This is a genomic window from Bradyrhizobium sp. AC87j1, from assembly GCF_002936975.1.
Taxonomy (GTDB): Bacteria; Pseudomonadota; Alphaproteobacteria; order Rhizobiales; family Xanthobacteraceae; genus Bradyrhizobium; species Bradyrhizobium shewense.
In genome coordinates this window covers 32,502-45,458 of record NZ_PTFE01000069.1, presented here as the reverse complement: position 1 = coordinate 45,458, position 12,957 = coordinate 32,502, and the positions used below count along the sequence as shown (strand labels likewise).

The following is a 12,957-nucleotide window of genomic DNA, read 5'->3' as shown; positions in this document are numbered from 1 at the left end:
GGCCACGGCTGGGGCGGTCCGCGTTTCTATGCCCCCGTCTCCTACGGTTATGGCGGCTGCTATGTGCGCCGGCTGGTCCCGACCCCCTGGGGACCCCGCTGGCGGATGATCAACCGCTGCTACTGAGCCCGACAGCACCTTGACTTAAAGGCTGCCGACCCCCACGGTTGCCTTCCAAGAGAAGCCCCGGCGATCCCCCCGCCGGGGCTTCGCATTTTGGGCGGATATAGCGGGGTTCATACAATTTTGACGAGAATGCCGGCAATGCCCCAAAAACGGCGAAACCATTTTGGGGGCCAAGGACTTGGTACCGTGTCCTTACTTTGAGCACACGGAACCTGCGCGATGGCTGGCCTTTTTGCCAATGACAGCGAACAGATCGATCGGCGGACCAGCCGCTCGATTTGCGATGCGGTGGGCGAACGGCTCCAGCAGAGCCTGCGTCCCGAACCCCAGCTCCCGACCCATCTCGAGCAGCTCATGAACGAGCTGAGGCAGCGCGACCGCGACTCGCACTGAACGGCTGCGAAAAACGGGTTGCGTTCGACGCGCCTTGCGGTGACAAGGCCGCATGCTTGCGATCACCGATCTCTCCCTCCGCCTCGCCGGACGCCTTCTGATTGACCAGAGTTCCGTGCAGATCACGCCCGGATCGCGCGTCGGCCTGGTCGGACGCAACGGCACCGGCAAGTCGACGCTGTTCAAGGTGATCCGCGGTGAGCTCGCGGCAGAGCACGGCTCGGTGACCCTGCCTCCGCGCTGGAGCGTCGGCAGCCTCGCCCAGGAAGCCCCGAACGGACCCGAAAGCCTGATCTCCGTTGTGCTCAAGGCCGACCTCGAACGTGACGCGCTGCTCGCCGAAGCCGAGAGCGCGACCGATCCGCACCGGATCGCCGAGATCCAGACCCGGCTGGTCGACATCGATGCGCATTCGGCGCCGAGCCGTGCCGCCGCGATCCTCTCCGGTCTCGGCTTCTCCGCCGCCGATCAGCTCCGCCCCTGCGCCGAATTCTCCGGCGGCTGGCGCATGCGCGTCGCGCTCGCCGCGACGCTGTTCGCAGCCCCCGACCTGTTGCTGCTCGACGAGCCCACCAACTATCTCGACCTCGAGGGAACGTTGTGGCTGGAGGATCACCTCGCGCACTATCCGCGCACGGTGATCGTGATCAGCCACGACCGCGATCTCCTCGAAAGCTCGGTCGACCAGATCCTGCATCTGGAGCGCGGCAAGCTCACGCTCTACAAGGGCACCTACTCCTCGTTCGAGGAGCAGCGCGCCGCGCGCGAGCTGCTCGATGCCAAGCAGGTCAAGCGCCAGGAGGCCGAGCGCGCCCGCCTGCAGGCCTTCGTCGACCGCTTCAAGGCAAAGGCCTCGAAAGCCCGCCAGGCACAGTCTCGCGTGAAGATGCTGGAGCGGCTGAAGCCGATCACGGCGCTCGTCACCGAGGACGTGCGCGAGATCAGCTTTCCGGCGCCGGAGAAGATTCTGTCCCCGCCGATCATCGCCGTCGACAACGCTTCCGTCGGCTACGATCCCGCGGCGTCCGTGCTCGGCCGCGTCACGCTGCGCATCGACAATGACGACCGCATCGCGCTGCTGGGTGCCAACGGCAACGGCAAGTCGACGCTGGTCAAGCTGCTCGCCGGAAGGCTCGCCCCCTTCTCGGGACGAGTGACGCGCGCGGACAAGCTGTCGATCGCCTATTTCGCGCAGCATCAGCTCGACGAGCTGAACGAGGACGCCTCGGCCTATGACCACGTCCGCAAGCTGATGGGCGATGCGCCGGAGGCCAAGGTGCGCGCCCGCGCCGGCGCGATCGGTTTTTCGGGCAAGGCGGCCGACACTAAAGTCGGAAAACTCTCCGGCGGCGAGAAGGCGCGGCTGCTGCTGGGCCTTGCGACCTTCTTCGGCCCCAACATGATCATCCTGGACGAGCCGACCAACCATCTCGACATCGACAGCCGCGCCGCGCTTGCCGAAGCCATCAACGAATTCCCCGGCGCTGTCATCATGGTCTCGCACGATCGCTATCTGATCGAGGCCTGCGCCGACCGGCTCTGGATCGTCGCCGACCGCACCGTCACCAATTACGACGGCGACCTCGACGAATATCGCCGCCTGGTGCTGTCCGCGCGCAACGGCGAGCCCGCCCCGCGCGAGCGCAGTGTGCCAAGCGAAAAGCCGCAGCGCGCGCGGCCCGACAATCGCGGCTCGCTGAAGAAGCGCATCAGCGAAGCCGAAGCCGAGATCGCCCGCGTCAGCGACATCATCACCAAGATCGACACGGCCCTCGCTTTGCCCGATATTTTTACGCGCGATCCCAAGCAGGCCGCGCAGCTGTCAAAGGCGCGCGCCAATGCCGCCGATGCGCTGGCGCGCGCGGAGGAGCAGTGGCTCGAGGCAAGCACGCAGTTCGACGAGGCTGCGGGCTGAATCCAAATCTGGAAAACAACCCCATGTAGCGGTAATTAATCACCCTGCATTAAGCAGCTGACCAAGCTATCCTTCATGGGATTATCTGCTTAGTCCGCGAACTGCCCGGCCGCCTTGATGATCGGAGCCCAGCGGTCGACTTCGCTCGTCAGCATCGCGCCCAGCGCCTCGGGCGTCGCCTTGTCCTGCGGCACGGGCTCGGTGTTGATATCGTTGAACCGGGCGATCAGCGCCGGATCCTTGAGCGCCGTCTGCAGCGCGGCCGTCAGCTTCTGCACGACCGCGGGCGGAGTGCCCTTGGGAGCATAGAGGCCATGCCAGACGCCGAGCTCGAACCCTTTGAGGCCCGCCTCATCGGCCGTCGGCAGATCGGGCAGACTCTTCAGCCGCTCCTTGGTGGTGATCGCATAGGCCTTGATCTGCTTGGCCGTGATCGGCCCGGTGGTGTTGGTCGCCTGATCGCAGGTGAGATCGATCTGCTTGCCGAGCAGATCGTTCATGATCGGACCGTTGCCCTTGTAGGGCACCGTGGTGAGCTGCTTCTGGATCGCCGTCATGAACAGCATGCCGCACAGATGCGATGCCGCACCTAACCCGGCATTGGCGTAAGTCAGCTTGTCGCCCTGCTGCTGGGCGTAGGCGACCAGTTCCTTGAGCGTGTTGGCCGGAAAATCCGGACGCGCGATGATGGTCATCGGCGCGTTGGTCACGAGGCCGATCGGCGCAAACGCCGTCTTCGTGTCATAGCTGAGATTGCGGTACAGCGTCGCGGCGGTCGAGATGCCGACATGATGGATCAGCAGCGTGTAGCCGTCAGGCTGGGCGCGCGCGGCGCGGGTCGTGCCGATGGTGCCGCCGGCGCCGGTCGCGTTCTCGACGACGATTTGCTGTCCCAGCGATTTCCCCATGCCTGCGGCCGTCAGACGGGCGATGGTGTCGGTCGGCCCGCCCGCCGCGAATGGAACCAGGATGGTGATGGGCCTCGTCGGATAGTCCTGGGCAACGGCCGCGCCAAGCGGCAGAAGCAGAGCCGATACGAGGGCAATCGAGAACCGCATAGTCTCCTCCAGATTTTTATGGCTCCATATGAGCGCATTCCTGGCTGCAAAACCATCAGGAAAGCGACTCATCAGAAGCGCGCAGCAATTGTTCGGCCGCAGCTGCGTTCCGGGAACATGTCGCGAAGAGCTGCCGTCAATTCCGCCCGCTCGCCGTGCGCTAAGCCTGGCTCTCTGTCTCGCTCTCGAGCTTCGTCCGCAGGTCCGCGACGATGCGATGAACGGTTTGCAGGTCCTTGACCGGAAGCCCCTCGGAAAGGCCGTTGACCCACGGCGCCTGCAAAGCCATGGCGGCATCGAAAGCGTGCCGCCCCTTGTCGGTCAGGACGACAAGCTGCGCTCGGCGGTGATGCGGATTGGCCTCGAAAGCAACGAGGCCTTCCGCGTGCAGGTCATTGACGATCCGCTGCACGTTCTGGCGATTGGCACCCAGATCGCGGGCAAGCCAAGCCACCGGCTGGGGGCGCTCCGCATGCACGATGGCGCCGAGAATCTGCCAGCGAGCGCTCGTGAGCCCGAGCCGGGCCACAAGGCGGTCCCCTGCGGTCAGGAGCAGGCTATTCAGCCGGAACAGGTCAAGCACGAGGTTCGACAGAGCATCACCGGCCGGCGTTCGCAAGGATTTCGGCATCCGTCACCATAAACTGTTATTGACATCATGATGTCAAATATCTACGGTGCGTATAGTACCACATTGACACCATATTGCCATATCGAACGGAGCCTGCCATGGCGCACCTACGCCCTCTGGACCCTAACTTTCCCATCGAACGTCAGCTTGGCATCGACACCAGCCCCGCAGTGCTGGTGAATGTGTTCACGCTCGACAAGACCGACGAGCAGAGCTTCCTCCAGGTTTGGCAGGACGATGCAGCCTTCATGAAGCGGCAGCCGGGCTTCATTGCCACCCAGCTTCACCGCGCGATCGGCGATAGCCCGACATATCTGAACTATGCCGTCTGGGAATCGACTGCCCACTTCCGGGCTGCGTTCACACATCCTGAGTTCAGATCGAAGATCGCAGCCTATCCCTCATCCGCCGTCGCCTCTCTGCACCTGTTCGAGAAGGTCGCCGTGCCCGGCATCTGTGTGGCGTAGCTCGCTTCGAAAACGGCAGAACGCGATGACCAGGATCATCCACCCAGTCGCGGGCGCTGTCGCGCTGACGACTATCGTGACCTTCTGGCTCTCCACGGCCCTCACCGAGCTATTTGCGTCGCACGCGAGCATAGCCACGGTGAAATTGGCCATACCCTGGGGCTTCCTGTTGCTGGTTCCGGCGTTGGCGGTGACGGGAGGCTCAGGATTTTTCCTGGCAAAGGGACGACGTGGTGGCGTGATCGGCGCGAAGATCAAGCGTATGCCGTTCATCGCCTGCAACGGCATCCTGCTTCTCATTCCCGCCGCGTTGTTTCTTGCCTTCAAGGCGAAGGCCGCGGAGTTCGACACCACGTTCTACGCGGTACAGACTCTCGAATTGTTGGCCGGCGCGATGAACATCGCTCTTCTCGGCCTCAATATGCGTGACGGCTTCAAGATGAAGGGCCGGTTCCGCGTTCGCCAACCCGATCGCTTCAACACCAAGCCGATGCTCTGAGGTTCGCGCGCGAAGCGGGCTTCCGATCGGGTCCGCCCACGCTCGCCCGCGTCCTTCAGAACCACGGCATCGATGCCGCTATTCGAGCAGATGGCGATTTACGGAGCAGCACGATAACGTCTGCGATGCGCGCAGCCGATCCGTTGTGGTGCAGGCGATCCCCGCCTACGTGTGCTTCTTCGGCTTCGGCTTGGTCGCCCTCGGCACCGGTTGCGGATCTGGATTGCCCTCGATTGACGACAGACGTCCAGCCGTGAACGTGTAGATGCCGGCGCGCGGCCCCGTTACCCAGGTGACGACGGCAACGCGGCGGCCGGCGGCATCATTGGAGAGATTGACGTTCGATGGCGCGCCGATGCCGCGCACCACGTCGCATTCGGTATGGCCGAGCGCGACCGTGCCGCCCATCGGCGCCGTCGTCGATGCATTGGCATCGGCCGGCCCGGGAGGCGGCGCCATGCCGGGACAGCCGCCGTCGGCGCTGACGAGATCCTCAGCTCCGACCGCCTTGTCGGGGGTCAGCGGCGGGGATTCGATCGAGATGTTCTTGATGAAGAGGCGGCTGGGCGTGTTGAACCATTGTGCGTCCTTGGACAGCAGATCGGTCCCCGAACAGCCCGCAACCAGCGGTGCTACGGCAGCCAACGCAACTATGAGCGACTTGGGAAGCTTTTGATGTCGCACGATAAACCAAATTCCCCGCGTGAAGGACCAGCCCTAAGCGATTGTCCCAACATCACTTTGCGGCACGAAGGTGACAAAAGCCAGCATCGCCCGAAAAGTGCAAATTATCATTAATTGCGAAGGACCCCTAATTCCGACGCTGCCACCGGCCCCGCTCGTCGGCCTGCCAATAGGTGACATCAAATCCCCGCTCCTTGCAATCCGTCCAGGCGCTGCGGGCAAGCGCGAGTGCATCCGGATCGTCGCCGTTGAACAGCAACACCATGCGCGCATAACCCTGCGCGTCCTGCGGCAAGGCCGCGTTGTCGACCAGGAATCGGACATGGGCGCCGTTGGGATTGCCCTCCTCGATCGCCAGCACGATCGGCTGATCGGCGGCATCGTTCACGCGCCATGTCGCGTGCGGCAGGAAGGAATCGTCGCGATAGGTCCATAGATGCGCGTCGAGCGCATCGGCGCGCTCTTCCGAGGTCGACTGCACCACGACGCGCCAGCCGCGCTCCAGCGATTTCTCGAGAAGCGGCGGCAACACGTTCTCCACCGTCATGTTTTGCAGATGATAAAACAGGACTTCGGTCATCTCAGATCATTTGCGCTCGTAATGGTCGGCGACGAGACGGTCGAGCAGGCGGACGCCATAGCCGCTTGCCCAGCTCTGGTTGATGTCGGTCTTCGGCGCGCCCATGGCGGTGCCGGCGATGTCGAGATGGGCCCAGGGCGTGCCGTCGACGAAACGCTGCAGGAACTGCGCGGCGGTGATCGAGCCGCCATGGCGGCCGCCGGTGTTCTTCATGTCGGCGAACTGGGAATCGATCAGCTTGTCGTATTCGGGACCGAGCGGCATGCGCCAGACCTTGTCGCCGCTCTCGATGCCGGCCGCCAGCAGGCGTTCGGCGAGCTCGTCATTGTTGGAGAACATGCCGGCATGCTCGGTGCCGAGCGCGACCACGATCGCGCCGGTCAGCGTCGCCAGATCCACCATGAATTTCGGCTTCACCTTCTTGGCGACGTACCAAAGCACGTCGGCCAGCACGAGGCGGCCTTCCGCGTCGGTGTTGATGATCTCGATGGTCTGGCCCGACATCGAGGTGACGATGTCGCCCGGCCGCTGCGCATTGCCGTCGGGCATGTTCTCGACGAGACCGATGGCGCCGACCACGTTGACCTTGGCCTTGCGCGCGGCAAGCGCGTGCATCAGGCCGACGACGCAGGCCGCTCCCCCCATGTCACCCTTCATGTCCTCCATGCTGCCGGCCGGCTTGATCGAGATGCCGCCGGTGTCGAAGCAGACGCCCTTGCCGACGAAGCTCACCGGCGCCTCGCCCTTCTTGCCGCCGTCCCAGCGCATGATCACGGTGCGGCTCGGCCGCGTCGAGCCCTGGCCGACGCCGAGCAGCGCGCCCATGCCGAGCTTCTGCATCGCCTTGACGTCGAGCACCTCGACCTTGACGCCGAGCTTGCGGAGCTGACTTGCGCGGCGCGCGAATTCCTCGGGGAAGAGCACGTTCGGCGGCTCGTTGACGAGGTCGCGCGCGATGATCACGCCGTCGACGACGTGGCCGGCCGAGGCAAACGCCTTCTTCGCGGCAGCGGCATCGCCGACCGCAAGCGAGATGTCGGCGCGCGAGCCGCCCTCCTCGCCGTCCTTCTTTTTCGTCTTGTAGCGGTCGAACTTGTAAGCGCGTAAGCGCAGGCCCGAGGCGATCGCGACCGCCTGCTCGCTCGTCATCGCACCACTTGGCAGTTCCGCCATGATGGTCATGGCAGCCGCCCCCGCGGCAAGCTTGCCCGCCGCCACACCGCCGAATTTGAGGAAATCGTTCGCCTTCAGGCCGGCCGCCTTGCCGGCGCCGATCACGAGCAGACGGGTGGCCTTCACCCCTTCCGGCGCCAGGATGTCGAGCGCTGCCCCGCTCTTGCCCTTGAAGGCGGCGGCGGCGGCCGCACGCTTCACGAGTTCGATAGCACCGCCCAGCGCCTTGGCCGTCGCCGGACCAACCTTCAGACTGTCGTCGCAGAACACGACCATGATGCCACGGGCGGCGGCAGACAATGGGACAAAGCCGACCTTGATGGCATCGGACATGGGTAACTCCTTCAAAAATCTTGGTCTTTTTGCTGCTCACGGTCCCTGGCCAGGGCCGGACATGAACGGCGATTCACTGAGCCACCCGCACTATGGGCCAGCGCCCCGGCAGATGCCAAGCACCCCCCGTGGCCTCAAGGCCACAACGAGCGAAATATTAACCATATTATGAGGGTGCCACGGGGCAGCCATTTTGTTGACGGATCAAAGGGATGGTAGTGAGAGAGTGAGCTGGCGGAAGAGGCGCTGGCCAACCTTGGGGATCCCCTGATCGGGGATTGGTTGGGCAGCGGAGTTTCGGCCGACATTGGGGACTTGGTGGGATTCGTGCGGTAGCGCATGGGGTCGATCGATAGGTATATCTTCCGCACGACGCTGGCGTCGTTTGCGCTGATCCTAGTCAGCCTCACTGGCGTGATCTGGATTACGCAGGCGTTGCGCGGCATCGACCTGATGACGAGCCAGGGTCAGACCATCCTCACCTTCCTCGGCATCACCAGCCTCGTCGTGCCGGCCCTGGTCCTGATCATCTCGCCGATCGCGCTGATGATCGCGATCTCGCACACGCTGAACAAGCTCGCGACCGATTCCGAGATCATCGTGATGAATGCCGCCGGCCTGTCGCCGTTCCGGCTGTTCTATCCGTTCTTTTACGCCACCTGCGTGGTGGCGCTGCTGGTTGCCTTCATCGCGGCCTATCTCGCCCCCGACGGCATGCGGCGGATCAAGCAGTGGGATGCCGAGATCACCGCGGACGTGCTCACCAACATCCTGCAGCCCGGCCGCTTCGCCCAGCTCGACAAGAACCTCACGATCCGGATTCGCGAACGCCAGCCCGGCGGCATCCTTGCCGGCATCTTCATCGACGACCGCCGCGATCCGAACGAGCGCGTCTCGATCGTCGCCGAGCACGGCGAGGTCGTGAAGAACGAGACCGGCTCGTTCCTGGTGCTGGAGACGGGCAATCTCCAGCGCTTCGAGGCGGGCAAGCGCGATCCCGCGCTGGTGGCCTTCGGCCGCTACGGCTTCGACATGTCGAAGTTCTCCAACCAGGGCCGCGACGTCACCCTCGGCATCCGCGAGCGCTATCTCTGGGAGCTGCTCGCGCCGTCCGATAACGACCCCGTCTACAAGCAGATTCCCGGCCAGTTCCGCTCGGCCCTGCATGACAGTTTGCTCGCGCCGATCTATCCCTTCGCCTTCGCCGTGCTGACCTTCGCCTTCCTCGGTGCGCCCCGCACCACCCGCCAGAGCCGTAATTTCTCGATCGGCACTTCGGTCATTGCGGTGTTCGGCCTGCGCATGGCCGGCTTTGCCTGCTCGGTGATGGCGGTGAAGTCGCCAAGCCCGGTGCTGGTGCAATATGCGATGGTCATGGGCGCCATCGGCGTCGGGCTGTGGATGATCATCCGCGGCGTCGTGGTCGAGCCGCCCCCTGGCCTCATGGAGGCCATCAACAGGTCGAACGCGCGCATCGCGCAGCTGTTCGGACGGCCGGCCACCGCATGAGCATGCTCACCAACACACTCGGACGCTATTTCGCCGGCCGCTTCGTGGTCGCGGCGCTCGGCGTGTTCTTGGGCATTTTCCTGCTGCTGGTGCTGGTCGACTACATTGAGATGGTGCGCAAGACCTCGGGGCTGGCGTCCGCCTCGGCGCTCATGGTGGCCGAGACCTCGCTGTTCAGGGTGCCGCAACTGCTGGAGAAGCTGACGCCGTTCTGCATGCTGATCGGCGCCATGACCTGTTATCTCGCCCTCTCCCGCCGGCTCGAGCTCGTGGTTGCGCGCGCCGCCGGCATCTCCGCATGGCAGTTCATCTCACCGGCGCTCGGCAGCGCGCTCCTGATCGGGGTGATCGCAACCGTCGCCTACAATCCGATGTCGGCGAATCTGCGTGAGCTCTCCAAGCGCATGGAAGCCGAGCTGTTCGGCTCGGCGCCCGGCGGCGGCATCCAGGACGCTTCCGGCTTCTGGCTCAATCAGGTGACCAGCGACGGCCAGACCATCATCAACGCCGCGCGCAGCGAGCAGCAGGGCGTCCGACTCACCGGCCTGACGCTGTTCCGCTTTGACACAGACAGTCACTTCAAGGAGCGGATCGAGGCGCGCGAGGCGACACTGGAGTCCGGCCATTGGCTGTTCAAATCCGTTCGCCGCTTCTCGCTGGACTCCCCGCCGATCGACCAGGCCACCCTGGAGATTCCAACGACGCTCACCGAGGCGCAGGTCCGCAACAGCTTTTCCACCCCCGAGACTGTGTCCTTTTGGCAACTACCGAGCTACATCCGCTCATCCGAGAGCTCGGGCTTCGCGACAGCCGGATACCGACTCCAGTATCAGAAGCTTCTGGCACAGCCGTTTTTGCTTGCCGCCATGGTGATGCTCGCGGCCTCGGTGTCGTTGCGCTTCTTCCGGATGGGCGGCGTGCAGAAGATGGTTTTGAGTGGCGTGGGCGCAGGCTTTCTGCTCTACGTTCTGTCGAAAGTGACTGAAGACTTGAGCAAGGCTGAGTTGATGCATCCGATCGCTGCGGCGTGGTTGCCCGTGGTGGTGGGCGGCCTCACCGGCTTTTTGGCCTTGTTGTACCAGGAGGACGGTTAGTGACTGCCGTCCATCGAGGACCCGTGTCTCGTTTGACGCGCCGCATCGTGATGCGCGCGAACGGGTCCGGCTTGTCTCTTCGCAGGCTCATGATGGCTGTCGCTGCCGTGGCATCGCTCGGCGCGCTGATCGACGTTGCTGCTGTAGCCCCCGCCTCGGCCCAGAGCTTCACCTACAATCCGCTGCCGCCGCGCCCGAAGCCGCCGAAGGCCGCCAACGACAACCAGATGTTGGTTCAGGCGACCGAGGTCGACTACGACTACAACAATTCGCGCGTCTCCGCGGTCGGTAACGTCCAGCTGTTCTACAACGGCACGAGCGTCGAGGCCGATAAGGTCATCTACGACCAGAAGACCAAGCGGCTGCATGCCGAAGGCAACATCCGCATGACGGATGCCGACGGCAAGATCACCTATGCCGAGATCATGGATCTCTCCGACGATTACCGCGACGGTTTCGTCGATTCGCTGCGTGTGGACACCGCCGACCAGACCCGCATGGCCGCCAGCCGTGCCGACCGCTCCAGCGGCAACTACACAGTGTTCGAGAACGGCGTCTACACGGCCTGCGCGCCGTGTAAGGACGATCCGAAGAAGCCGCCGCTGTGGCAGGTCAAGGGTGCGCGCATCATCCACGACCAGCAGGAGAAGATGCTGTATTTCGAGACGGCGCAGATCGAATTCTTCGGTGTGCCGCTCGCTTACATGCCCTATTTCTCGACGCCAGACCCGACCGTGAAGCGCAAGAGCGGCTTCCTGATGCCGGGCTATGTTTCCGGCACGTCGAACACGGGTTATGGCGTCGAGGTTCCCTATTATTGGGCGATCGCGCCCGACATGGACGCGACCATCAACCCCCGCTTCTTGTCGCGGCAAGGCGTGCTGCTGCAGGGAGAATTCCGGCAGCGCCTGATCGACGGCGCCTACCAGATCCGCGCCTATGGCATCGACCAGCTCGATCCCGGCGCGTTCTCCGGCCAGCCGGGCGACAAGCAGTTCCGCGGCGCCGTCGACACCAAGGGTCAGTTCGCGCTGAACGACAAATGGGTCTGGGGTTGGGACGGCGTCCTGATGTCCGACTACTATTTCTTCTCGGACTACCGGCTCTACCAGTACCGCGATCCGCTCGGTTCGTTCCTACTGCTGCCGACGGAGGCGCTGTCGCAGCTCTATCTGACCGGCGTCGGCAACCGCAGCTTCTTCGACGCGCGCACGATGTACTGGCTGAGCTATTCGGGTAACCAGAGCCAGGTGCCGATCGTCTATCCGGTGATCGACTATTCCAACGTGCTCAACTATCCGGTATTCGGCGGCGAGTTCAGCTACAAGACCAATTTCGTGAACCTGTCGCGTGATCAGGCGGTGTTCGATCCGATCACCACGATCGCGAACACCAACAGCCTGTGCACGACGGCGTCGGCCGATCCGCTCGCCCGCACGCCGTCGCAGTGCTTGCTGCGCGGCTTCCCCGGCACCTACACCCGCCTCACGGCCGAGGCGCAGTGGCGCAAATCCTTCACCGATCCGCTCGGCCAGATCTGGACGCCGTTCGCCAGCCTGCGCGCCGACGCCATCAACTCCTCGGTCTCCAACCAGCCGGGCGTGTCGAACTATCTTCCCGTCGGCGACACCCAGGCGTTCCGCCTGATGCCGACCGTGGGCCTGGAATACCGCTACCCCTTCATCAACATTCAGCCCTGGGGCTCGACCACCGTCGAGCCGATCGCGCAGATCATCATCCGGCCGAACGAGACCTATGCCGGCAAGCTCCCGAACGAGGACGCCCAGAGCATGGTGTTCGACGCCTCGAACCTGTTCAGCGTCGACAAGTTCTCCGGCTACGACCGCGTCGAGGGCGGCGGCCGCGCCAATGTCGGCGTGCAGTCCACCACGCAGTTCGACAAGGGCGGCGCCGTCAAGGCCCTGTTCGGCCAGTCCTACCAGCTGTTCGGCATGAACTCCTTCGCGGTCCAGGACCCCATCAATACCGGCCTCAATTCCGGCCTGGACAAGCCGCGTTCCGATTACGTCGCGAGCGCCAGCTACTCGCCCAACAGCACCTACACGTTCAGCGTCCGCTCCCGCATGGACGAGCAGACCTGGAACGTGCAGCGCTTCGAGGCGGAAGGCCGCGCCAACTTTAATCGCTGGGCGGTCAGCGTGCTGTACGGCAATTACGCGGCGCAGCCGGAGCTCGGCTATCTGACCCGCCGCGAGGGCATCCTGACCTCGGGCTCCATAAAGATCGCGACCAACTGGGTGGTGTCGGGCTCGGCGCGGTGGGACCTCGAGGCCAACAAGCTCAACCAGTATGTGCTCGGTGCCGGCTATGTCGACGATTGCTTCGTGCTGGCGGCGAACTACGTAACTTCGTATAGCTACTCGGCGGGCACCGCGCCGCCCGTCCTGAGCCATGCGTTCATGTTCCAGATCGGCCTGCGCACGCTGGCGACCTCGTCGACGACCAGCAGTTCCGCCGGCCTCCAGTGAACGGTT

Annotated in this window: 12 protein-coding genes and 1 pseudogene; 8 read left to right on the top strand and 5 right to left on the bottom strand. The window is 64.0% G+C overall.

The features are described from left to right. The 3 genes and pseudogenes from CV770_RS43485 to CV770_RS28660 all read left to right on the top strand — a co-directional run. Nucleotides 1-126: pseudogene (locus CV770_RS43485) on the top strand (sulfur globule protein precursor); the annotation flags it as partial. A 219-nt stretch (nucleotides 127-345) separates the two neighbouring features. Continuing rightward, nucleotides 346-519 (top strand): hypothetical protein, encoded by a 174-nt coding sequence (locus CV770_RS42800; protein ID WP_018317543.1) that lies wholly within the window; start codon nucleotides 346-348, stop codon nucleotides 517-519. A 52-nt stretch (nucleotides 520-571) separates the two neighbouring features. Continuing rightward, nucleotides 572-2,434, top strand: a complete 1,863-nt coding sequence (locus CV770_RS28660) for an ABC-F family ATP-binding cassette domain-containing protein (protein WP_104464764.1) — start codon at nucleotides 572-574, stop codon at nucleotides 2,432-2,434. Between the two features lie 89 nt (nucleotides 2,435-2,523). Here CV770_RS28660 and CV770_RS28655 read toward each other — a convergent pair whose 3' ends face one another. Beyond that, the gene (locus tag CV770_RS28655; RefSeq protein ID WP_104464763.1) at nucleotides 2,524-3,492 is read right to left on the bottom strand and encodes a tripartite tricarboxylate transporter substrate-binding protein; all 969 of its coding nucleotides are present in this window, start codon (nucleotides 3,490-3,492) and stop codon (nucleotides 2,524-2,526) included. Nucleotides 3,493-3,652: 160 nt separating this feature from the next. Further along, nucleotides 3,653-4,123: a MarR family winged helix-turn-helix transcriptional regulator gene (locus CV770_RS28650; protein ID WP_104464762.1), complete on the bottom strand. Its 471-nt coding sequence runs from the start codon at nucleotides 4,121-4,123 to the stop codon at nucleotides 3,653-3,655. A 98-nt stretch (nucleotides 4,124-4,221) separates the two neighbouring features. Here CV770_RS28650 and CV770_RS28645 point away from each other — a divergent pair, with 98 nt between their 5' ends. Further along, complete coding sequence (locus tag CV770_RS28645) at nucleotides 4,222-4,590, top strand: antibiotic biosynthesis monooxygenase family protein (RefSeq protein ID WP_104464761.1); 369 nt, start codon at nucleotides 4,222-4,224, stop codon at nucleotides 4,588-4,590. A gap of 25 nt (nucleotides 4,591-4,615) precedes the next feature. Then, the gene (locus CV770_RS28640; protein WP_104464760.1) at nucleotides 4,616-5,089 is read left to right on the top strand and encodes a hypothetical protein; all 474 of its coding nucleotides are present in this window, start codon (nucleotides 4,616-4,618) and stop codon (nucleotides 5,087-5,089) included. 165 nt (nucleotides 5,090-5,254) lie between these two features. On the opposite strand, the gene CV770_RS28635 is transcribed toward CV770_RS28640, so the two are convergent. The 3 genes from CV770_RS28635 to CV770_RS28625 all read right to left on the bottom strand — a co-directional run bounded on the left by CV770_RS28635 (nucleotide 5,255) and on the right by CV770_RS28625 (nucleotide 7,859). Continuing rightward, a complete protein-coding gene (locus tag CV770_RS28635) occupies nucleotides 5,255-5,734 on the bottom strand; it encodes a hypothetical protein (RefSeq protein WP_201760084.1) in 480 nt (159 codons plus the stop codon). Between the two features lie 166 nt (nucleotides 5,735-5,900). Beyond that, nucleotides 5,901-6,353, bottom strand: coding sequence for a DNA polymerase III subunit chi (locus CV770_RS28630; protein ID WP_018317550.1), 453 nt, complete (start codon nucleotides 6,351-6,353; stop codon nucleotides 5,901-5,903). A gap of 6 nt (nucleotides 6,354-6,359) precedes the next feature. Then, on the bottom strand, nucleotides 6,360-7,859 hold the full coding sequence (locus CV770_RS28625) for a leucyl aminopeptidase (RefSeq protein WP_104464758.1): 1,500 nt from the start codon (nucleotides 7,857-7,859) through the stop codon (nucleotides 6,360-6,362). A 339-nt stretch (nucleotides 7,860-8,198) separates the two neighbouring features. Here CV770_RS28625 and lptF point away from each other — a divergent pair, with 339 nt between their 5' ends. From lptF to CV770_RS28610, 3 genes are read left to right on the top strand one after another with little or no spacing between them, the layout of a single operon-like run. Next, nucleotides 8,199-9,368 carry an LPS export ABC transporter permease LptF gene (gene lptF, locus CV770_RS28620; protein ID WP_091954986.1) on the top strand — a complete coding sequence of 390 codons (1,170 nt, stop codon included), beginning with the start codon at nucleotides 8,199-8,201 and terminating at the stop codon, nucleotides 9,366-9,368. Then, entirely contained in the window at nucleotides 9,365-10,462 is a 1,098-nt protein-coding gene (lptG, locus tag CV770_RS28615) for an LPS export ABC transporter permease LptG (RefSeq protein WP_018317553.1), read from the top strand. Before lptF ends, lptG begins: the two co-directional genes overlap by 4 nt. Continuing rightward, nucleotides 10,462-12,951 (top strand): LPS-assembly protein LptD, encoded by a 2,490-nt coding sequence (locus CV770_RS28610; protein WP_201760083.1) that lies wholly within the window; start codon nucleotides 10,462-10,464, stop codon nucleotides 12,949-12,951. The genes lptG and CV770_RS28610 overlap by 1 nt, the downstream gene beginning before the upstream one ends. Nucleotides 12,952-12,957: the final 6 nt, after the last annotated feature.

Coding starts and splice junctions, on each gene's coding strand:
- CV770_RS28640 (WP_104464760.1), top strand. CDS start 4,616: ATGACCAGGATCATCCACCCAGTCGCGGGCGCTGTCGCGCTGACGACT.
- lptG (WP_018317553.1), top strand. CDS start 9,365: ATGAGCATGCTCACCAACACACTCGGACGCTATTTCGCCGGCCGCTTC.
- lptF (WP_091954986.1), top strand. CDS start 8,199: ATGGGGTCGATCGATAGGTATATCTTCCGCACGACGCTGGCGTCGTTT.
- CV770_RS28645 (WP_104464761.1), top strand. CDS start 4,222: ATGGCGCACCTACGCCCTCTGGACCCTAACTTTCCCATCGAACGTCAG.
- CV770_RS28630 (WP_018317550.1), bottom strand. CDS start 6,353: ATGACCGAAGTCCTGTTTTATCATCTGCAAAACATGACGGTGGAGAAC.
- CV770_RS28655 (WP_104464763.1), bottom strand. CDS start 3,492: ATGCGGTTCTCGATTGCCCTCGTATCGGCTCTGCTTCTGCCGCTTGGC.
- CV770_RS28625 (WP_104464758.1), bottom strand. CDS start 7,859: ATGTCCGATGCCATCAAGGTCGGCTTTGTCCCATTGTCTGCCGCCGCC.
- CV770_RS28650 (WP_104464762.1), bottom strand. CDS start 4,123: ATGCCGAAATCCTTGCGAACGCCGGCCGGTGATGCTCTGTCGAACCTC.
- CV770_RS28660 (WP_104464764.1), top strand. CDS start 572: ATGCTTGCGATCACCGATCTCTCCCTCCGCCTCGCCGGACGCCTTCTG.
- CV770_RS42800 (WP_018317543.1), top strand. CDS start 346: ATGGCTGGCCTTTTTGCCAATGACAGCGAACAGATCGATCGGCGGACC.